Below are 19848 nucleotides of genomic sequence, written 5' to 3'. Positions count from 1 at the left end.
CCCCGATGCGAAACCTGCACACCCTTCGGCCGACCCGTCGAACCCGACGTGAAAATCACATACGCCACATCATCCAGATCCACCACACCCGGCAAGAGAACCGACTCCACCTGCGGCACAGAGTCGACGGTCAGCACCTCCACGCCTTCGGGGCAGCGGTCCACGTGCCCCGACGACGTCACAAGCACCGACGCGCCCGCATCGGCCAACATGGCCTCGACCCGACCCACCGGATACGACGGGTCCACCGGCACAAACGCCGCCCCCGCCTTCCACACCCCCAGCAGCGCCGCCACCAGATCGACACCCCGATCCAGCAACACCCCCACCACCGAACCCCGACGGACACCCCGCGAGGCCAACCACGACCCCAACGCCACAGCCCGCGCGTCCAACTCGGCGAACGGCACACCGTTCACCGCCTCGCCCGACGGCACCCGGGAAACCTGCTCCTCGAACCACTGAAGGACCGACCCCGACACCGGCTCCACCGCGCTGTCACCATCGGCCAACACCACCGACACCTCACCGGCTGGCAGACACACCACCCGCGCGTCCCCACCCGAATCCGCCACCATCGCCTCCAGCACCACGCGATACATGGCGCCCAGGCGGCGCAGGGCGTCGTGGCCGACGTGCCGCTGGCTGGCCTGCAGGGTGAGGAAGCCGAGCCGGCTGAACACGCCGAGCGGGAACTCGGTGGGGCTGTCGTCTATGGACTCGGCGTAGTCGATGTCGTCGGTGTCGATCTGGTGGAAGTCGTGGAAGCTGAACCGCACGTCGAGCATGCGGGCGTCCTCGCCGACCTCCCGCTGCAGGGTGGACAGCGGGTAGCGCCGGTGCGGCCACAGCTCCACCTCGGCGTCGAAGGTCCGCTGGATCAGCTCGTCCCAGGTGGCGGCCGGACCGTCGTAGCCGACCGGAACGGTGTTGAGGTGCATGCCGTACACCCGGTCCGCGCCGGCCGCCTCGGGCCGGATGTTGCAGACCAGGCCGGTGTAGAACCGCTCCGCGCCGGTGAGCTGGCTCATCACCTTGAGGTGCGCAGCCAGCATGATCGACTTGAACGGCACGCCGAGGCGCCGGCCCAGGTCGCGCAGCGCGGATTCGAGGTCCTGCACCGGCACCCAGTGCTCGTGCTTGGCGCCCTCCGGTGCCTCGGGGTCACCCCAGCCGGTGGGCAGGTCGTGACGGGCCCGACCGGTCAGGACACCACGCCAGTACGCCCGGTCGGCGTCACCGGCGACCGACCGCCGTTCGGCAGCGACGGCGTCGGCGAAGCGCACCGACGGGATGGGCCGCGGCGACAGCGGCTCTCCGGCCCGGATCTGCTGGTACGCGCGGACCAGCTCCATGATCAGCGAGTGGTAGCTCCACCCGTCCAGGATCGGGTGGCACTCGGTGATGGTGAGCCACCAACTGCCGTCGGCGCAGGTCCTGGCGTGCAGCCGCAGCAGCGACGGGCGATCGAGGTCGAACAGACGGGCCCGCTCGACCGCGATGTGCTCGCGCAGCTCCCGGTCCAGCTCGGCCCGCTCTGCGGCAGGGCTGTGGTCGTGCGTGACGGCCAGCTCGGCGGTGGCGTGCACCAGCTGCATGGGCACCGAATAGCTGGTCAGGTCGAACGAGGTACGCAGCACCTCGTGGCGGCGCACCAGCAGTGCCGCGGCGGCACGCAGCGCGTCCAGGGAGAACTCCCCTTCGCCACGGACCCGGTAGCTGGTCACGTTGTGGTACGGGTTCTGCTCGGTGTCGGACAGCAGCTCGACAAGCATGCCGAGCTGACCCTGGGTGCACGGGTAGGCGTCCACCAGGCCGGCGGGCAGCGCGGCCCGGTCCGCCTCGCCGACCAGCTCGAACGGGGCGACCGCAGGCTCCGGCTCGGCGGCCGGCCGTGCGGTGAGCAGTTCGGCCAGCTCGGCGACGGTACGCCGCTCGAAGATGTCCCGGACCTCGACGTCGAAGGACGCCTCACGCAACGCGCCGGCCAGTGCCACCGCGCGGATGGAGTCGCCGCCGAGATCGAAGAAGCCGTCCTGCACACCGACCCGGTCCAGCCCGAGGGTGGCGGTCCAGATGTCAACGAGCTGCTGCTCCACAGTGGTGCGCGGGGCCACGTACGGGCGGTCGACGGCGGCCACCGAACGGCCCGGGGCGGGCAGCGCGGCCTGGTTGAGCTTGCCGTTGACGGTCAGCGGGATCCGGGGCAGCGGCATGAACGCCACCGGGATCATGTAGTCCGGCAGCGTCCGGCCGAGCGCCGTACGCAGCTGTGAGGGGCGCAGCAGCGTCGAGGTGTCGTCGGCCACCAGATAGGCGGTCAGCCGCTGGTCGCCCGGGTTGTCCTCGCGCAGCACCACGACCGCGTCCCGAACGCCGGGCAGGACGGTCAGGGCCGCCTCGATCTCGCCCAGCTCCACCCGGTAGCCACGGATCTTGACCTGGTGGTCGATGCGTCCGACGAACTCCAGCCGTCCGTCGGCGTACCGGCGGGCGAGGTCGCCGCTGCGGTAGAGCCGCGAACCGGGCGGCCCCCACGGGTCCGGCACGAACCGCTGCGCGGTGAGGTCGGCGCGACCGAGGTAGCCGCGGGCGACACCCGGGCCACCCACGTGGATCTCGCCGGGCACACCGATCGGCACCGATCGACCGTCGGCGTCGAGCAGGTGGACGGTGAGGTCCGACAGCGGTACGCCGATCAGGCTGGCCGTGCCGCCCACCTCGTCGGCGGTGACCCGGTGGTACGTGGTGTGCACGGTGGTCTCGGTGATCCCGTACATGTTGATCAGGTGCGGTGCGTCCACGCCACGGCTGGCCACCCACGGTGCCAAATCGGCGAAGTCCAGTTTCTCGCCGCCGAAGGTCACCACCCGCAGGGCGAGCCGGTCGATCCGGGCGTCGCCGTCGGCCGCGAGCCGGACCAGCGCGCGGAACGCCGTGGGCGTCTGGCAGAGCACCGTGACCCGCTGTGCGATCAGCTCGTCGAGCAGGTCCTGCGGAGATCGGGCCAGCTCGCGGGGCACCACGAGCAGCCGACCGCCGTGCAGCAGGCAGCCCCAGATCTCCCAGACGGAGAAGTCGAAGGCGTACGAGTGCAGCAGGGTCCACACGTCGTCCGGGCCGAACCGGTAGTCGGCGGCGGTGACGGTCAGCAGCCGCAGCACCTGCCGGTGGGCCACCGCGACACCCTTGGGGCGGCCGGTGGAGCCCGAGGTGTAGATGACGTAGCAGAGGTTGTCGACGTCCATGGGCACGGCCGGGTCGGCGACCGGCTGGGCGGCCAGCTCGGCGACGAGGTCCGGGGCGTCCAGCAGGACTACTGTCCCACCGAAGCCGGCGAACCGGTCGCGGTGGACGGTCGTGGTCAGCACGATCTCCGCCCCGGCGTCGTTGATCATGAAGTCGAGGCGCTCGTCCGGCGAGGCCGGGTCGAGGGGCAGGTACGCCGCGCCGGACTTGAGCACGCCGAGCAGGGCCGGCACCAGTTCGGGGGCGTGGTCGAGATGCACACCGACCAGCCGCTCCGGGCCGGCACCGTGGCCACGTAGCCAGTGGGCGAGCCGGTTGGCGTCGGCGTTCAGCTCGGCGTAGCTGCGGGTGGTGTCGCCCGCCGTCACCGCAGGAGCGTGGGGGTGGGTGGCCGCCATCGCCTCGAAGACGCCGTGCACGGTGCCGGTGACCGGGTCTGCGGTGACCGGCCCCCGGGTCACCACGGCCAGCTCGGCGGCACCGAGGATGGCCAGGTCGGACAGTCGGGCCGTCGGGTCGGCCGTCACCTGCTCCAGGAGCCGCACCATGTGGTCGGCGGCGCGCTCGACGGTGGCCGGGTCGAACAGGGCGGTGGCGTACTCGATCCGGCCGCGCAGCCCGCCGTCGACGCCCTCCATCATGTGCAGCGTGAAGTCCACCTTGGACGTACGCAGGGGCAGCTCGACCGGCTCCACGCGCAGGTCGCCGGGCCAGTCGGTGGTGGGCGGCTCGCTCTGGAGGGTGATCGCTACCTGGTAGAGCGGGGTACGGGACGGATCCCGCTCCGGCTCCAGCTCGTCGGCCAGCAGCGCGAACGGGGCGTCGGTGTGGTCGAACGCGCCCAGCACGGTGTCCCGAGTCTGCGCCAGCAGAGCGGCGAACGAGGGGTCGCCGCTCCACCGTGCCCGCAGCACCAGGTTGTCGATGCCGTACCCGACGAGGTTGTGCAGCTCCGCTCGGCTGCGCGCGGACGACACCGTGCCCACGGCGAGGTCGGTCCGGCCGGTGTAGCGCGACAGCAGCACCTGGTAGGCGCTGAGCAGGGTGACGAAGACGGTGGTGCCGGCGTCGCGGGCGACGGTGCGCAGCGCGGCGGACAGATCGGCGCTCAGGGTGAACGGCACCGACGAACCGCGCCAGTCCCGGTTCCTCGGCCGGGTCCGGTCGGCCGGTAGCTCCACCGGCGTCAGCCCGGCGAGTTGGTCGCGCCAGTAGGCGAGCGACCGGGCCACCGGCTCGGCGCGCGACCGGCCGCGCTGCCAGGCGGCGAAGTCGGCGTACTGCACGGTGGGCGCCGGCAGCCAGGGCTCGACGCCGACCCGGAGGGCGGCGTACAACTCGGCCAGTTCGCCGGTGAGCACCGCGACCGACGGCGCGTCGCAGGCGATGTGGTGCAGCACCAGGGCGAGGACGTGCTCATCGGTGTCCAGTCGGACCAGCACCGCTCGCAACGGCCACTCCCGGGCCAGGTCGAACCCGTTGCGCGCGCTGTCGGCGAGCGCAGCGTCGAGCGCCGCCTCCCGCTCGGCGCGGGGCCTGTCGGTCAGGTCCACCACCGGCAGGTCGCGGTGCGCCGGCGGGTCGATCACCTGGACCGGAGAGGTGCCGGCGAGGGCGTAGCGGGTGCGAAGGATCTCGTGCCGGGCGACCAGGGCGTCGAGTGCACGGCCCAGCGCGTCGGCGTCCAGCGGGCCGTGCAGCCGCAGCGCGGAGGAGACGAGGTATTCCGCGCTGGTGGGGTCCATCCGGTTGAGGAACCACATCTGCTGCTGGCCGTACGACAGCGGCAGCTCCCCCGACCGGTCGACGGTCGGGATCCGGTCCCGGCGGCCGGTACGACGGCCGGCCAGGCGACGCTGGACGAGTTCTTCACGCAGGTTCGGCTCGTTGGCGATGCTGGTCATGCCGGGGACTCCTCGGATCGCGAAAGGTCGTGGGTGAGGTCGGCGGCGTCCAGCGCGTCGATTTCCGCTCGGATCAGGTCTTCGATGGCGATCGCCTGGGCACGCACCGTCGGGTGCTCGAACACCAGCCGGATCGGCAGGTCGAGGTCGAACTCCTCCTGCAGCCCGGCGATCAGCCGGGCGGCGAGCACCGAGTGGCCGCCCAGGAGGAAGAAGTCGGTGGTGGCGCCGATCCGCCCGTCGAGCAGTTCCGCCCAGATCGCGGCGACCCGCTTCTCGACCACGCTCTGCGGCGCGACGAACTCGGTGGGATCGGCGGCGCCGTCGGCGAGTGCCGCGTCGAGCCGGCCGCGCAGCCCGTCCCGGTCGACCTTGCCGTTGGCGTTGAGGGGTATGCGCTCCACGGGTACGAACAGGCTCGGCACCATGAAGTCGGGCAACGGCCGGGCGCAGTACGCGGCCAGGTCGGTGGCCTCGCCGACGTAGAAGGCGACCAGGCGGTCCTGGTGGGCGAGGACCACGCAGTCGCGTACCCGGGGATGTTGGGCGACGACAGCGCTGATCTCGCCGGGTTCGATCCGGTAGCCGCGGACCTTGACCTGGTCGTCCACCCGACCGACGAAGGCCATCGTGCCGTCGGGTCGCCAGTGGCCCAGGTCGCCGCTGCGGTAGAGGCGGGCGCCCGGCGGGCCGAAGGGGTCGGGCACGAAGCGGTCGGCGGTCAGCCCGGGCCGCCCGACGTAGCCGGTGGCCAGGCACTCGCCGCCGATGTACAGCTCGCCGACGGCGCCGACCGGCAGCAGCCGCATCGCGTCGTCCAGGATCCGCACCACGGTGTTCGCCATCGGCCGGCCGATCGACACGATCTCGCTGGTCTGTGGTGCGACGACCGGGTACGCCGACATGATCACGGTGGTCTCGGTCGGACCATAGGAGTTGATCAGGCCGCCGGGGCCAAGCCTGTCGAGCCACTGGTTCGCCACCGACCCGCGCAGCACCCCACCGGCCACCCAGAGCTGACCGGCCAGCCGCTGCGCCTGCGCGGCGTCGACCTGCGCCGCCAGCAACTCCAGGTGCGGCGGCGTCATGATGAAACGGTCGTACGGGCCGGCGGTCAGCAGCAGCGCGCCGAGTTGGGTGAGGTCGAAATCCTGCGGAAGCAGGGTCACCGGCTGGCCGGCCACCAGCGGCCCCCACAGGTTGGAGATCGACAGGTCGAAGGCGATGGTGGAGAACAGCGGAGCCCCTCCGCCGGCCGGGCGGCCTCCCCGGTCGCCGAGCGCCTCGGTCTCGGTGGCGCAGGCCAGGAAGTTCGTCACCGCCGCGTGGGAGAGCAGCACCCCCTTGGGGCGGCCGGTCGATCCGGAGGTGAACAGCACGTACGCCGTCTGCGCCGGGTCGAGATCGCGGGCCGGCGCGGTGTGCGGTTCGGCGCTGACCATCAGCCGGTGGGTGTCCACCTGGAGGGTGGGCACCCCGAACCGGTCGGCGTATCGCGAGTCGGTGATGGCGAGGCCGACGCCGGCGGTGTCGAGCAGGTAGCCGATCCGCTCAGCCGGGTACGACGGATCCAGCGGAAGGCATGCCGCACCCGCCTTCCAGCAGCCGAGAATCGCGGCGACCAGGTCCGGTCCCCGCGCCAGCAGTACGGCGATTGTCGCGCCCGATCCGGCGTCGGAGCGGCGCAGATGGTTGGCGAACTGGTTGGCCCGGTCGTCCAACTCGGCGTAGCTGGTGCGCGCGTCGCCGTGGCGCAACGCCACGGCCTGCGGTGTCGCCGCGCGGCGCGCCTCGAACAGGTCGACCACTGTGGTGGCCGGCCGGGGCACCGTCGGCCCGTTCCACTCGTGCAGCAGGCGCTGCCGCTCCTCGGCCGAGAACGGGTCGAGCTGGTCCAGGCGGGCGTCCGGCTCGTCGGCGGCGGCGCGCAGCAGCCGGACGAAGTGGTCGGCCAGTCGTCGCACGGTCGCGTCGTCGAACAGCGCGGTGGCGTACTCCACGGCGCCGGCGAGGGAACCGTCCGGTTGCGGCCACAGGTGCACGGTCAGGTCGGACTTGGCCACTGTGGACGCCTGCCGCAGCGCCTCGATCGTGATCGGGTCGTCGGCCACCCGGCCGGTGATCCCGCCCGCCTGGTAGTTCAGCGCCACCTGGTAGAGGGGGGTGCGGGACAGGTCCCGCTCGCCGACCAGGTCGTACACCACGCGGTCGAAGGGCAGGTCCTGGTGGGCCAGGGCAGCGACGGTACGGTCGCGGACTCGCCTGACCGCCTGAGTGAAGCCGGACGCCGGGTCCAGGGTGCAGCGCAGCACCACCGGGTTGAGGAAGATCCCGGCCGCCTGGTCCAGCTCGGTGGGCCGGTGCCCGGAGGTGGGGGTGCCGATCGGCACGTCCCACTGCCCGGTACAGCGGGCGAGTAGCGTGGCGAAGCCGGTGAGCAGGGTCATGAACGGGCTGGCAGCGCAGCGCCGGCCCACCTCGGTCAGGGCGCCCGCGACCTCCGCGTCGACGGTGAAGCCGAGCATCCTGCCCTGCGCGTCCCGCCGGGCCGGACGCGGACGGTCCAGCGGCAACTCCAGCTGGGGCATCCCGGCCAGCGTCTCCCGCCAGTACGCCAGCTCCCGCCCGACGACCTCGTCGGTGAGGTGCCGCTGCTGCCAGACCGCGTAGTCGGCGTACTGCACCCGCAGCTTTGCCAGGTCGGCCGGCCGTCCCTGCGCGGCGGCGTCGCACAGCTCCCGCAGGTCCCGTTCGAGGACGTCGGCGCTGCCGGCGTCGGATGCGATGTGGTGCACGGCCAGCACCAGCAGGTGATCCCGGCCGGCGGCGACGGCGAGCCCGGCCCGCCACAGCGGACCGGTGTGCAGGTCGAAACCCCGGCCGAGCTGGTCGGTGATCAGTTCGGCCAACCCGCCGTGGCTGACGTCGCGCACCTCCAGGTCGACATCTCCCGGCGGTACGACCTGCTGGCGGGCCACGCCGTCGACGACCAGGTAGCGGGTGCGCAACGGCTCGTGCCGTGCCTCGAGCGCGTGCAGGGCCACCCGGACGTGGTCGGGGTGGATGGCGGCGGGCAGCCGTACGTGCACGGGGACGACCCACTCCTTGCTGCGCGGGTCGAGCTGGTCGAGCATCCAGAGCCGGTGCTGGGCGGCGGAGAGCGGCAGCGGCTGGTCACGTCCCACGGGCAGCACCGGTGGAGCCGCCGGGGTGGCCGCCTCCACCAGCCGGGCCTGTGCGGCCACGGTGGTGTGGGTGAGCAGGTCGCGCAGCGTCACCGCGCCGCCCGCCCCGCTGAGCCGGCTCTCCAGCGCCAGCGTCACCAGTGAGGAGCCGCCGAGCTGGTAGAAGTCGTCGTCGACGCCGACCTCGTCGACGCCGAGCAGGTCCCGCCAGATGGCCGCGACAGTCTGTTCGGCGGCGGTCCGCGGCGACCGGAGCGCCGGGCGGTCGAGAGGGTCGATCGCCGGCAGGGCGGACCGGTCGATCTTGCCGCTGGCGGTGAGCGGGAACTCCGCCACCGGCTGGAACACGGCCGGCACGAGCGCCTCGGGCAGTCGACCGACGCAGAACGCGCGCAGGGCCGCCGGGTCTAGTGGCCGGCGACCGGCGACGTACGCGGCGAGCTGCCGGCGACCGGCCGGGTCGGTGTGCCCCACCACCACCGCCGACTGGACGTCCGGGTGCGCGGCGAGCACCGCCTCCACCTCGGCCGGCTCAATCCGTACCCCGTTGACCTTGAGTTGGTGATCGGTCCGACCGACGAACTCCAGGCTCCGGTCGGCGCGCCACCGGACCTGGTCGCCGGTGCGGTAGAGGCGCTCGCCGGGCGGCCCGTACTCGTCGGGCACGAACCGTTCGGCGGTCAGGTCCGGCCGGTGCAGATAGCCCCGGCCCAGGTTGGCCCCACCGATGTAGAGCTCGCCGACCACACCCACCGGCACCGGCCGACGGTCGGCGTCGAGGACCTGGACGCGGACGCCGGGCAGCGGGCGCCCGATCGGCACCGGCCCGGCCGGCTGGGCCGGGTCCACCGGGTGGGCGGTCACGTCGATGGCGCACTCGGTGGGGCCGTAGGTGTTCCACACCCGCACCTCGGGCGTGACCATCAGCCGCCGGCACAGGTCGGCGTACAACGGCTCACCCGCCGAGAAGATCAGCCGCAGGCTGGTGCAGTCGGCCCAACCGGGCTGGTCGACCAGCCGACCGAATACCGACGGCACTCCCTGCAGGACGGTGATCCCGTGCCGGACGACCGCCGCGACGAGGGCGGCGGGATCCCGGTGTGCCCCATCCGGGGCGAGCACCACGGTGCCGCCACTGGCCAGCGGGGCGAAGAACTCCCAGCCCGCCGCGTCGAAACTGACCGAGGTCTTCTGCAACACCCGGTCGCCGGGGCCCAGGCCGTGCTCCCGGATCGTCCAGGTCACCCGGTTGCCGATACCGCGATGGGTGATCAGCACTCCCTTGGGTTCGCCGGTGGACCCGGAGGTGTAGATGGCGTACGCCAGCGAGTCCGGGTCGGGTGACGGCACCGCCGGGGTGTCCGGGCAGGCCGCGATCCGCGCCCGGTCGGTGTCCAGGCAGACGACCTGGCCGGGCGTCGCCTCGTCGCGCAACGCGTCGCGGGTGAGCAGCACTCCGGCCCCGCTGTCGGCGAGAAGCCACCGCCGCCGCTCGGTGGGGTGGGTCGGGTCCAGCGGCAGGTACGCGGCACCGGCGCGCCACACTCCCAGCAGCGCGACCACGAGGTCGACGCCGCGGTCCAGGTTGACCGCGACAAGCGATTCCGGGCCGACGCCCAGCTCGGCCAGGTACCGACCGAGTTGATTGGCCCGCCGGTCCAGTCCGGCGTATTCCAACCGCTCGGACTCGCCGCTTACCGCGATGGCGCTGGGGGTCAGCGCGGCCTGCCGGGCGATCAACTCGGCCAGGGTGCCTGCCCCCTGGGTGGCGGCTGCGGCTGCGGGCGCCGCTGGCGGAACGATACTCATGGTGCTCCTCCGGGGGACCGGGCGCGGGCGTGGGATCGGATCAGTTGGTCAGGCCGTGGTCTGGGACTCCATGCGCTGGCGCAGGCTCAGCGGCCGCATGTCGGTCCAGATCTCGTCGATCCGGGCCAGGCATTCGTCGCGGCTGCCCTCGGTGCCCTCGGCACGCCAGCCGGCGGGCAGGTCCCGGTCGGTCCACCAGACTGAGTACTGCTCCTCGTCGTTGAGCACCACGCGGTAGCTGCGGTTGTCGGTCATTGCCACTCCTTCAGAGAGACCCGGCGAACGCCCCGGTGGCGTCCCCCACGGGTAGGAAGTCGTCAACGCGTACGCCCAGGCGTCGCTGGTCGGCGGTGGCGCGGACGTGCTCGGCGAGCACGAGGTCCAGCACGCCCAAGCCGAACGGGGACACCACCACTGGCACGTCGTCGGCGGGCAGTCGCACCTCGCCGCCGGCCAGCGCGCCGATGGTGGCGTGAATGAAGTCCCGGCCACCGGTGAGCTGCTCGGCCAACTGCAACGAGGTGCCCTCACGGCAGGCGTGATCGGCGTCGTCGACCACGTTGCGCGCGGCCAGCAGCCCTTCGGGGAGCAGGTCGCGCAGGGACAGGTGCAGCACCACCGCGCCGGGCCGGCAGGCGGCCAGGTCGAGGTGGGGCTCGGTGGCGGTGGTGGCGATCGAGACCAGCCGGTGCGCGGCCATCGCCTCCTCGGCGGTCCCGGCCAGCGTCGTCGGCATTCCCGGCAGCAGGGTTCGGGCGGTCTCGGCGAACGCCTCGGCCCGGCGCCGGTCGGTGTCGAATACCGTCAGCGCCAGCGGAGGGGCGATGGTGCCCGCCACGAACCGCAGCACCTGCTGGTTGATCAGCCCGCAGCCGATCAGGGCCAGGCCGTCGGGGCGGCGGTCCGCGGTGAGCAGGCCGGCCGCGAGCACGGCGCTCGCCGCGGTACGTCGGGCCGAGATGACCGAACCCTCGACCAGGGCCACCGGGTGGCCGGTACGCATCGAGTTCAGCAGGATCGCCGCGCTGGCCCGTTCCAGGCCCATGGCCAGGTTGCCGGGGAAGGAGGAGATCCACTTGATCCCGCTCACCGGCGGGTCGCCGCCGAGGTAGGCGGGCAGGCCGATGATGCGGTCGCGGGGTCGCTGCGGGAAGCGCAGGAAGACCGAGTGCGGCAGGCTCGTACGGCCCTGCTCGTGCAGCAGGTACGCGTGGCGGATCAGATCCACCACCTGGGCGTCGTCGCCGTCGAGGATGTCCCGCACCACAGCCCGACCGATGATCAGCACGTGGCGTCCTTCCACAGGTGGGTGATCTCCCCGAAATGCTGGGAAACCCATAGATCCGAATAGATGGTGTCGAGGTAGCGGTCGCCGTTGTCGGGCAGGATCAGCACGGCCGTGGCACCAGCCGGGATGTCCGCCATCCGTCGGCGTAGCGCGGCCACGGTGGCGCCGGACGACCCGCCGGCGAGGATGGCCTCCCGGTGCAGCAGCAGCCGGCAACCGACCACGCAGTCCAGGTCGGAGACGTGCATGATCTCGTCGGGTGTGGCATCGGCGGCCAGGGGCGGCACGATCGAGGCGCCGTGCCCGGGGATCAACCGGACCGCCGGCTCGTCGCCGAAGATGGCACTGCCGACCGCGTCCACCGCCACCACCCGCGTGGACAGCCCCTGCTCGCGCAGGTAGCCGACGCAGCCGACCAGCGTCCCGCAGGTGCCGGTGGAACAGAACAGATAGTCGATCTGCCCGTCGAGCGCGGTCACGATCTCGGCCATCGTCTGCCGTTGCGCCGCGGCGTTGAGCGGGTTGGCGTACTGGTCGGGGCGGTAGGCGTACGGGACCTGCTCGCACAGCTCGCGGACGCGGCGCTGCCGGGCCGGCAGGTATTCGCCGGTGACCGGGTCGGGGTGCTCGACCATCTCGATCTCCGCGTGGTACGCGGTCAGGATCGCGAGGTTCTGCCGGGTGGTCTTCGGGTCGACCACGCAGATGAACCGGATCGCGTAATACGCGCAGAACTGCGCGAGGCCGATGGCCAGATTGCCCGAGCTGGACTCGACGACCACCGATTGGCCGGGCACCAGCTCCCCGGATTCGACCTTGGCGCGCAGCATGCTCAGCGCGGTGCGGTCCTTGATGCTGCCGCCGGGATTGAACCGTTCGAGCTTCACGAACAATCGGGAGGGAAACTCCGGAAACAACCGGACCAGCTGTACCAGCGGTGTGTTTCCGACCGTCGAGAGGATACCCTCGCGCACCGTTCCTCCCTCCACAAGTGATCTACCAACGCCACGACGTTGTCAATCGGCGCTATACCGGCCCTATACCGGTGCTCGGGCGGTCAGCGCCGGGCCTGGACCCGGCCGGCGACGGGGGTCGCGCCGGCCGGACCCGGCCCGTACGGCGGGCACACCGTCCCGGTGGCACCAGAGGCGCCACGGGGCAACGCCGCGCCGGTCTATGAGGTGCCGAGCGCCAGGAGTTCGCGCAGTTCCGCCTGGTCGACCATCGGCGCCTGGGACACCACCGTCTCCGGCGTCGTGCAGGCAACCCGCAGCATCTGGAGGAAGTGCCCGGCCAGCCGCTGCACGGTCGCCTCGTCGAACAGGTCGGTGTCGTAACCGAACTCCGCCTGGAGCCGGCCGTCCTGGTACTGGGTGAGGGTCGTCGACAGGTCGAACTGGCCCTCGTCGTACGGGATGTCCAGCAGCCGGATCTGGTGCCCGGCGAACGCGTGCCGCTGGCTTGTGTAGTTGTCGCCGTGCTGGTGAGCCAGCAGGGTGACGGTCACCCGCACCGGCGGATCCTGGTTACGTCGGCCCGATCGGAGCAGCGGGAACGGGTAGGCGGCGTGGGCCACGGCGTCGGTCAACTGTCGGCCGGCCGCGGTGATCGCCGTGGCGAACGTGGTGTTCGCGTCGAACGAACCCCGCAACGCGATCGTGTTGATCAACATGCCGACCACCCCGCGCAGCGCCCGTCCCCGGCGCAGCGACGCCGGACAACCGACGGTGAACTCCCCCAGACCGGTGTAGCGGTACATCGTCGCCTGGAACGCGGCGAGCACGACCGCGTACGACGTCACCCCGGCCGCCGCCGCGGTCTCCCGCAGCCGGGCGGCGAGGTCGTCCGGGAGTTCCTGGCTGAACGCGCCGCCACGGAACGAACGCACCGGCGGACGAGGCCGGTCGGTCGGAAGCGTGGCCGCCGTGGCACCGTCGCAGACCCGATCCCAGTACGCGCGCAGCCGCTCGCCGCGCTCGCCGGCCAGCGCCGCCCGCTCTCGGGCCAGGAAGTCGTCGTAGCTGCCGGAGACCAGCGGCAACTCCACCGGCCGCCAGGCCTGCAACGCCCCGTACGCGGCGTCCAACTCCTGCCAGACGATCCGCTGCGAGTGGAAGTCGGTGGCGATGTGGTGGATGACCACCGCCAGCACGCAGTCGGTACGCCGCCGCAGCAGCGCCACCCGCATCGGACCGTCCCGCTCGAGCCGGAGCGGCCGGTCGCCGAACTCCTGGCAGCGGCGCAACAGCCCGTCGTCGTCCAGGTCGGGAACATCGTGGACCTCGACCTCACACCCGAGGTCGGGATCGACGACCCGCACCGGCCCCTGCTCGGTCTGCACGAACCGGGACCGGAGCAGGTCGTGGCGCGATCGCACCGCCGCCACCGCCCGGCGTACCACGTCCGGGTCGAGCAGGGGTTCGACGTGCAGCCCGTGGACCACGTTGCTGGCCGGGCTGTCCGGGGCCAGCCGGTGGACCAGCCACAGCGCCCGCTGCCCTACCGACAACTCCCGGACGTTTTCGGTCACACCTCAGACCGGGCGGAGAGGACGAAGTCGCTGAGATCCTGGACCTTGGCGAAGCTGCCGACCATCTCGTCCGGCACCTCGATGTCAAAGTGGGTCTCCACGGCGGCGAGCAGGTCGACGAGCTTGAGGCTGTCCAGACCGAGCTCGACGAAGGTGTCGCCGACGTTGATCTCCCGGTCGACGTTCTCGGTCATCAGCTTGCGGGTGAGCGATACGACGTCGAGGGACACCTGGTTCACGGTCAGCGTCATGGTGCTTGTCCTTTCGAAGGAAGGGGTCGTGATCGGAGTGGTCAGGGCATCCGGATGAGCTGACCGGCGTAGGCCAGTCCCGCCCCGAAGCCCAGCAGCATCACGCGGTCGCCGGGGGTGGTCTGACCGCTCTCGTACAGACGGCTGAGCGCCAGCGGCACCGACGCGGCTGAGGTGTTGCCGGTGTCGATGATGTCCTTGGCGACCTTCTCGTCCGGGATCTGGAGGATCTCGGCCAACTGGTCGACGATGCGGAGGTTCGCCTGGTGCGGCACGAACCAGTCGATGTCCGAGAGCTCGACACCGGCCAGGGCGCACACCTTGCGGGCCACCCTCGGCACGTTCTTGGTCGACCACCGGTAGACCAGGGGGCCGTCCATCTTGGCGAACTCGCGGCCGTTGGCGTCCCACTTGGTGCCGAGGATGTCGGACCGCGCGCCGTCGCTGCCCCACACTGTCGGGCTGATGCCGTCGACCTCCGCGGGAGAGACCACCGCGGCACCCGCACCGTCACCGAAGATGACGTACGTCGCCGGGTCCTCCGGGTCGATGAACCTGCTCAGTTGTTCCGCTCCGACGACCAGCACGTTGCGGGCGCTGCCCATCCGGATCTCGTTGGCCGCGATGCCGATCGAGTAGGCGAAGCCGGCGCAGGCAGCGTTCAGGTCGAACGCGCCGGTGGCGGTGATGCCGATACGGCTGGCCACCTCGGGCGCCCCGCCCGGGATGCGGTCCTTCTTCGTCGCCGAGGCGAGGATGACCAGGTCCACGTCGGCCGGGTCGACGTTCGCCATGGCCAACGCCTTCCCGCCGGCCTCGGCGGCCATCATTGTCACGGATTCCTCCGGCCCGGACCGGTAGCGCGACCGGATGCCGGTCCGCTCCTCGATCCACTCCGGAGTCACCCCGGCTTCCTCGGCGATCTCCTCGTTGGTGATCAGCCTGCTCGGCCGGTACGCCCCCAGCCCGGTGATTGCCGCACCTGTCATCTGTGCCATCGCCTCCTCCGCACCACGCCTGGTCGGCGTCCTGGTGGCACCGTCCGGAGGCAGTGTTCGGCGGGGCTCTCATAACTTCTCTACATCGCGCCCGGTATGGAAAAGAGATAGCCCGGCACCGGACCGTTCGGCGGACGTGTGTCGCCGCTGGCGGGCACGCCCATTCCGAGGGAGCGCGCATGGAGGAGTTCCGAACAAAGGTCGCGGTCGTCACCGGAGCCGGTTCGGGCATCGGCCGGGCACTGGCGGTCGAACTGGCCGCCCAGGGCGCCCGGTTGGCCCTCTCCGACGCGGCAGAGGAGGGCCTGGCGCAGACCGCGGCGAGCTGCGCCGAGCGGGGAGCCGAGGTCCGCACCTACCGGTTGGACGTCACCGACCGGCTGGCGGTGCAGGCCCACGCCAAGGAGGTACGCGCCGACTTCGGCGGCGCCGACCTGGTGATCAACAATGCCGGGGTGACTCTGCTGGCCTCGATCACCGAGGCCGAGTGGGACGACATGCGGTGGGTGCTGGACGTCGACTTCTGGGGCGTGGTGCACGGCACCCGGGCTTTTCTGCCGCTACTCGTCGCCTCGCAGGGCCACCTGGTGAACATCTCCAGCATGTACGGGTTGACCGCGGCACCTGCGCAGAGCGCGTACAACGCGGCCAAGTTCGCCGTCCGGGGTTTCACCGAGGCGGTGTTGCAGGAGATGCGGGTCGGTGACGTGCCGGTGAAGGTCAGCTGCGTCTACCCGGGCAAGGTGCGGACCGAAATCTTCAGCAACGCCCGGGCCGCGAAGGGGCTCGGCTACGGCGGGATCCGGGAGCGCTTCGCCCGCGAGGCGACGACCTCGGCCGAGCAGGCCGCACGGCTCATCCTGCGCGGGGTCCGGCGCAACCGGGTGAAGATCATCGTCGGGGCGGACGCGCGACGGGTCGACCTGCTCACCCGGCTGCTCGGCACGGCCTATCCCCGTATCACGGCGCGTCGGGCCCGGACGCAGGCGAGCCAGGTCCGCCTGGAGGCCATGCGGACCCGGCTCGCGGCGCAGCGGGTCAGAACGTCAGACCACCGTCAACTGTGACGACCTGCCCGGTCAGGTAGGAGGCCCGCTCCGACAGCAAAAACGCCACCACCGGGGCGATCTCCTCCGCCTGGCCCAGCCGGCCGAGGGCGGTCCGCTGCTGGACGCCCACGGCCAGGCCGGCCGGCAGGTCGTTCAGCATGTCGGTCTCGATGAAGCCCGGGGCCACGGCGTTGACCCGGATCCCGTACGAGCCGACCTCCTTCGACAGCGCCTTCGTGAAGCCGATGATGCCGGCCTTCGAGGCCGAGTAGTTGGTCTGGCCCGGGCTGCCGGTGATGCCGGCCACCGAGGACACCGTGACGATGGCGCCACCACGACGCCGCATCATCCGGCGGATCGCCGCCCGGCACACGTTGTGGACACCCCCGAGGTTGACGTCGATCACCGACTGCCAGTCCTCGTCGGCCATCATCGCCAACGGCCGGTCACGGATGATCCCGGCGACGGTCACCAGTGCCGCGATCTCGCCCAGGTCCTGCTCCGCCCCCGTGACGAAGTCGCGCACCTGCGCGGCATCGGCGACGTCCACCTGCCGGGCCAGCACCCGGACACCGGTCTCCAGCGCCTCTGCGGCCACCTTCTCGGCGGCCACCCGGTTGCTCTGATAACAGAAAGCCACGTCGTACCCGTCTGCGGCGAGCTGCCGGACCACGGCCCGACCGATCCCTCGGGATCCGCCACTGACGAGGGCGACCGGTCGTCGAATGTCACTCATGTCGACTCCTTGACGTCGGAGACCCCGGCCGGGACGGCGGGGCGAAGCGCAGCGGCCGGGCGTACCGCGCCGACCAGACGACCGACCTGCATGACCACCTCGGTACCGACCACGCTCTCGCCCCGCACGAAACCCGTGTCGGCGATCAGCCGGATCAGCTCGACCCGGTGCTCGACCGTCTCACCGGGCAGCACCGGCCGGCCGAAGCGGATCCCCTCGAATGCACCCGCGATCGGCACTCCGTCGGTCAGTACGGAGGCCATCGGCCGGTCGTGCCTGATCAGCACCAATGCCGCCTGGCCCCACGACTCCAACAGCAGCACAGCAGGCAGCGGCCGGGTCCCGGTCACCGTGTAACTGCCCACCAGCCGACTCCGGGGTACCAGTTCGCTGACTCCGTCCACCAGGAGCATCGGCGGTCGGTGCGGGATGAGCCGTCGAATGTCGTCGCGGTCGAGCATCAAGGTTTTCCTTCCTGATAACGCAACACCACCTCGGCGGCCGGTACACCGGACACGGCGACCGTGCCCCGGCGTAGCCCGCCCTCGCGCCGGACGGTGATGACCAGCTCGTCGTCGAGATCGATCGTTCGGAGGAACCGGCAGGACACCAGCTCGGCGAGGATCTCCGACGGCGTCGCCGCGAGGACGGCGCGGTGCACGTACTCGACGATGTAGACACCTGGCAGCAGGGGGAAGCCGGGATAGTGCCCGACGAAGACCAGGTCGCCCCGGTCGGGTCGAACTCGACCGATGATCTCGTCCCCGCTGGCATGGTCGAGGTCGATCCGCGCGTTGGTCGCGCACTCGGGCGGGATCAGGATGGTCACGCCCTGACCGTGCTGGCACCGGCTATATCTTCTCCATAGGCGCGGGAGCACGGCGGAAACGCCGGGGGGTCCGCAGGCGCGGCTATGCCGGCAACGCCGATCGGGCGGTCACCACGCGGTGGTCCACCGGGTCGGCCTTCTCCCGCGCGAAGACCCGCACCAGGTCGTGGAAGCGGTGTCGCTGCCGCCGCCCACCGTCCGAGCCCGCGATCTCCAGCAGCCGTGCGTCGACCAGGCTCTCGGCCACCTCCTCCCCCACCCGGGGCGTCACGCCGAGCACCCGGGCGGCGGCGCCGATCGGGAAGTCCGCAGTGTTCAGCAGTGCCAGCCGGCGCAGCGCGACCTGGCTCTCGACCTCCAGCTCCTGGTAGCTGCCCTCGATGCGGGCCCGCACGTCCAGCGTCCCCAGCCGTAGTTCGTTGAGACGGAACCGTTCGTCGGCCAGCCGCTGCGCGAGGTAGCGCAGCGACCAGTGCGGCCGAGCGATGAGTCGCGCCGCAGCCACCCGGATGCCGATCGAGAGCCGCCCACACAGCTGCACGATCCGGTGTGCGGCACCGAGCTCGGCGGCCACCCGCGGCGAGCCGACGATCGTGGCGAACAGCTCCAGCGCCTGCGCCGGGTCGAGGATGCCCACCTCGACGCGGGTGACACCGGGCAACTCGGAGAGGCGGCCACGACAGGTCAGGATCACCCGACAGGACGGGTCACCGGGCAACAGCGGGCGGACCTGCGAATAGCTGGCAGAGTTGTCGAGTACCACCAGGACCCGCCGGCCGGCCAACTGGCTGCGGTAGAGGCACTCGCGTTCGTCGAGGCGCCTCGGGATGGCCTCCTCGGCATTGCCGAGGCTCCGGAGGAACCAGCCCAGCACGTCGCCCGGGTCGATGGCGTTGCCCCGGGTGCCGCCGAGGTCGGCGTAGAGCTGCCCGTCCGGGAAGTCGCTGCTGGACAGGTGCGCGGCCCGCAGCGCCAGCGCCGACTTGCCGACGCCGGCCATCCCGGTCAGCAACGTCCGTTGCGGAGCGGACGGCGACGTCTCGGCGAGCAGCCCGGCCAGCGCCCGCAGCTCCTGCTTCCGGCCGCAGAAGTCCTGCGCCCCGGGCGGCAGCATCGCCGGTCGGACGTCGCGCCAGCCCGGTCCCTGCCGCGGTGCGACAGCGGCGTCGGGCGTCCCGGGGCCGGCCAGCACCGTCTGGTACGCCTCGGCGAGGGCCAGGCCCGGATCGGCACCCAACTCGTCGGCGAGGACCCGCCGGCCCTGGTGGTAGACGGCCAGTGCGTCGGCCTGGCGGTCGCATCGCAGCAGCGCCGTGATCAGATGGCTGCGCAGCAACTCGTGCAGCGGCTGCGCGGCGACCAGATCGCTCAGCTCCACCACCAGGTCGGCCTGTCGGCCCAGCATCAGGTCGGCCGTGATGCGATCCTCCAGGGCCGCCATCCGCACCTCGGCCATCCGGGGCGACTCCGCCTCGATGAGGTGGTCGGTGACGTTGCTGAGCGTCGCTCCGCTCCACAACGCGAGCGCCTCGTGCAGGTCCCGCGCGGCCTCCTCGTGCCGGCCGGAGCGCAGTGCGTCCCGACCCAGTCCGGCCAGCCGTTCGAACTCCTCGATGTCGAGTCGGCTGTCGCGCATCCGCAGCAGGTACCCGGACCACTGCCGGACGATCTCCACCTCGTCGCCGAGATACTTCCGCAGCCGGGAGACGTAGTTGTAGAGCTGGGCGGCGAATGTCGCCGGCGGCTTCTCGTCCCACAGCAGCTGGCAGAGACGCGTGTCGGAGACTGTTCGCCCTCGGGCGAGCAACAGGACGGCCAGGACGGTGCGCTGCTTGGCGCCGTCCAGCGGGACCTCGCCGCCGTCGCGCCAGGCGCTCACCGGCCCCAGTACGCGAAACTCCACAGTCGCTCCGATCGGGTCAGCCCAACAAACAGTCGGAGAGTCGACCACCGCCGCGCATCGACACATCTGTGCCCGCCACCCAAGTTCCGTCGTCCGCACCCGCGTGTTGTCGCCACC

At 71.6% G+C, this 19848-nt stretch carries 13 protein-coding genes; 1 reads left to right on the top strand and 12 read right to left on the bottom strand.

Annotated features, from left to right (window positions below; translation table 11 throughout):
* The 8 genes from AB0B68_RS25565 to AB0B68_RS25530 all read right to left on the bottom strand — a co-directional run.
* A partial coding sequence (locus AB0B68_RS25565; protein ID WP_357263182.1) for an amino acid adenylation domain-containing protein occupies positions 1 to 5153 on the bottom strand: 5153 nt, incomplete at its 3' end.
* A complete protein-coding gene (locus AB0B68_RS25560) occupies positions 5150 to 10147 on the bottom strand; it encodes an amino acid adenylation domain-containing protein (protein WP_357263179.1) in 4998 nt (1665 codons plus the stop codon). The genes AB0B68_RS25565 and AB0B68_RS25560, both read right to left, overlap by 4 nt.
* 48 nt (positions 10148 to 10195) lie before the next feature.
* Entirely contained in the window at positions 10196 to 10402 is a 207-nt protein-coding gene (locus AB0B68_RS25555; protein ID WP_357196477.1) for an MbtH family NRPS accessory protein, read from the bottom strand.
* A 10-nt stretch (positions 10403 to 10412) separates the two neighbouring features.
* Complete coding sequence (sbnB, locus tag AB0B68_RS25550; RefSeq protein WP_357263176.1) at positions 10413 to 11435, bottom strand: 2,3-diaminopropionate biosynthesis protein SbnB; 1023 nt, start codon at positions 11433 to 11435, stop codon at positions 10413 to 10415.
* The gene (gene sbnA, locus AB0B68_RS25545) at positions 11429 to 12397 is read right to left on the bottom strand and encodes a 2,3-diaminopropionate biosynthesis protein SbnA (protein WP_357263185.1); all 969 of its coding nucleotides are present in this window, start codon (positions 12395 to 12397) and stop codon (positions 11429 to 11431) included. The genes sbnB and sbnA overlap by 7 nt, the downstream gene beginning before the upstream one ends.
* 212 nt (positions 12398 to 12609) lie before the next feature.
* Positions 12610 to 13965, bottom strand: coding sequence for a condensation domain-containing protein (locus AB0B68_RS25540; protein WP_357196483.1), 1356 nt, complete (start codon positions 13963 to 13965; stop codon positions 12610 to 12612).
* Positions 13962 to 14216, bottom strand: coding sequence for an acyl carrier protein (locus AB0B68_RS25535; protein WP_357196486.1), 255 nt, complete (start codon positions 14214 to 14216; stop codon positions 13962 to 13964). The genes AB0B68_RS25540 and AB0B68_RS25535 overlap by 4 nt, the downstream gene beginning before the upstream one ends.
* Before the next feature lie 41 nt (positions 14217 to 14257).
* Positions 14258 to 15205, bottom strand: a complete 948-nt coding sequence (locus AB0B68_RS25530; protein WP_208741030.1) for a beta-ketoacyl-ACP synthase III — start codon at positions 15203 to 15205, stop codon at positions 14258 to 14260.
* Between the two features lie 188 nt (positions 15206 to 15393).
* Here AB0B68_RS25530 and AB0B68_RS25525 point away from each other — a divergent pair, with 188 nt between their 5' ends.
* Positions 15394 to 16281, top strand: coding sequence for an SDR family NAD(P)-dependent oxidoreductase (locus tag AB0B68_RS25525; RefSeq protein ID WP_357196489.1), 888 nt, complete (start codon positions 15394 to 15396; stop codon positions 16279 to 16281).
* Here AB0B68_RS25525 and fabG read toward each other — a convergent pair.
* The 4 genes from fabG to AB0B68_RS25505 all read right to left on the bottom strand — a co-directional run bounded on the left by fabG (position 16253) and on the right by AB0B68_RS25505 (position 19731).
* Positions 16253 to 16999, bottom strand: a complete 747-nt coding sequence (gene fabG, locus AB0B68_RS25520) for a 3-oxoacyl-ACP reductase FabG (RefSeq protein ID WP_357196492.1) — start codon at positions 16997 to 16999, stop codon at positions 16253 to 16255. The two genes, AB0B68_RS25525 and fabG, sit on opposite strands and share 29 nt — an antisense overlap.
* The gene (locus tag AB0B68_RS25515; RefSeq protein ID WP_357263173.1) at positions 16996 to 17460 is read right to left on the bottom strand and encodes a hypothetical protein; all 465 of its coding nucleotides are present in this window, start codon (positions 17458 to 17460) and stop codon (positions 16996 to 16998) included. Before AB0B68_RS25515 ends, fabG begins: the two co-directional genes overlap by 4 nt.
* The gene (locus AB0B68_RS25510; RefSeq protein WP_357263170.1) at positions 17460 to 17828 is read right to left on the bottom strand and encodes a hypothetical protein; all 369 of its coding nucleotides are present in this window, start codon (positions 17826 to 17828) and stop codon (positions 17460 to 17462) included. Before AB0B68_RS25510 ends, AB0B68_RS25515 begins: the two co-directional genes overlap by 1 nt.
* Positions 17829 to 17910: 82 nt before the next feature.
* A complete protein-coding gene (locus tag AB0B68_RS25505) occupies positions 17911 to 19731 on the bottom strand; it encodes a BTAD domain-containing putative transcriptional regulator (RefSeq protein ID WP_357196501.1) in 1821 nt (606 codons plus the stop codon).
* Positions 19732 to 19848: the final 117 nt, after the last annotated feature.

Origin of the sequence: Micromonospora sp. NPDC049049 (genome assembly GCF_040649115.1) — a bacterium.
Classification (GTDB): Bacteria; Actinomycetota; Actinomycetes; order Mycobacteriales; family Micromonosporaceae; genus Micromonospora.
The sequence above is the reverse complement of the archived record's forward strand: the minus strand, read 5'-3'. Positions and strand labels throughout refer to the sequence as shown.

Coding starts and splice junctions, on each gene's coding strand:
- AB0B68_RS25560 (WP_357263179.1), bottom strand. CDS start 10,147: ATGAGTATCGTTCCGCCAGCGGCGCCCGCAGCCGCAGCCGCCACCCAG.
- AB0B68_RS25555 (WP_357196477.1), bottom strand. CDS start 10,402: ATGACCGACAACCGCAGCTACCGCGTGGTGCTCAACGACGAGGAGCAG.
- AB0B68_RS25535 (WP_357196486.1), bottom strand. CDS start 14,216: ATGACGCTGACCGTGAACCAGGTGTCCCTCGACGTCGTATCGCTCACC.
- AB0B68_RS25530 (WP_208741030.1), bottom strand. CDS start 15,205: ATGACAGGTGCGGCAATCACCGGGCTGGGGGCGTACCGGCCGAGCAGG.
- AB0B68_RS25525 (WP_357196489.1), top strand. CDS start 15,394: ATGGAGGAGTTCCGAACAAAGGTCGCGGTCGTCACCGGAGCCGGTTCG.
- fabG (WP_357196492.1), bottom strand. CDS start 16,999: ATGAGTGACATTCGACGACCGGTCGCCCTCGTCAGTGGCGGATCCCGA.
- AB0B68_RS25515 (WP_357263173.1), bottom strand. CDS start 17,460: ATGCTCGACCGCGACGACATTCGACGGCTCATCCCGCACCGACCGCCG.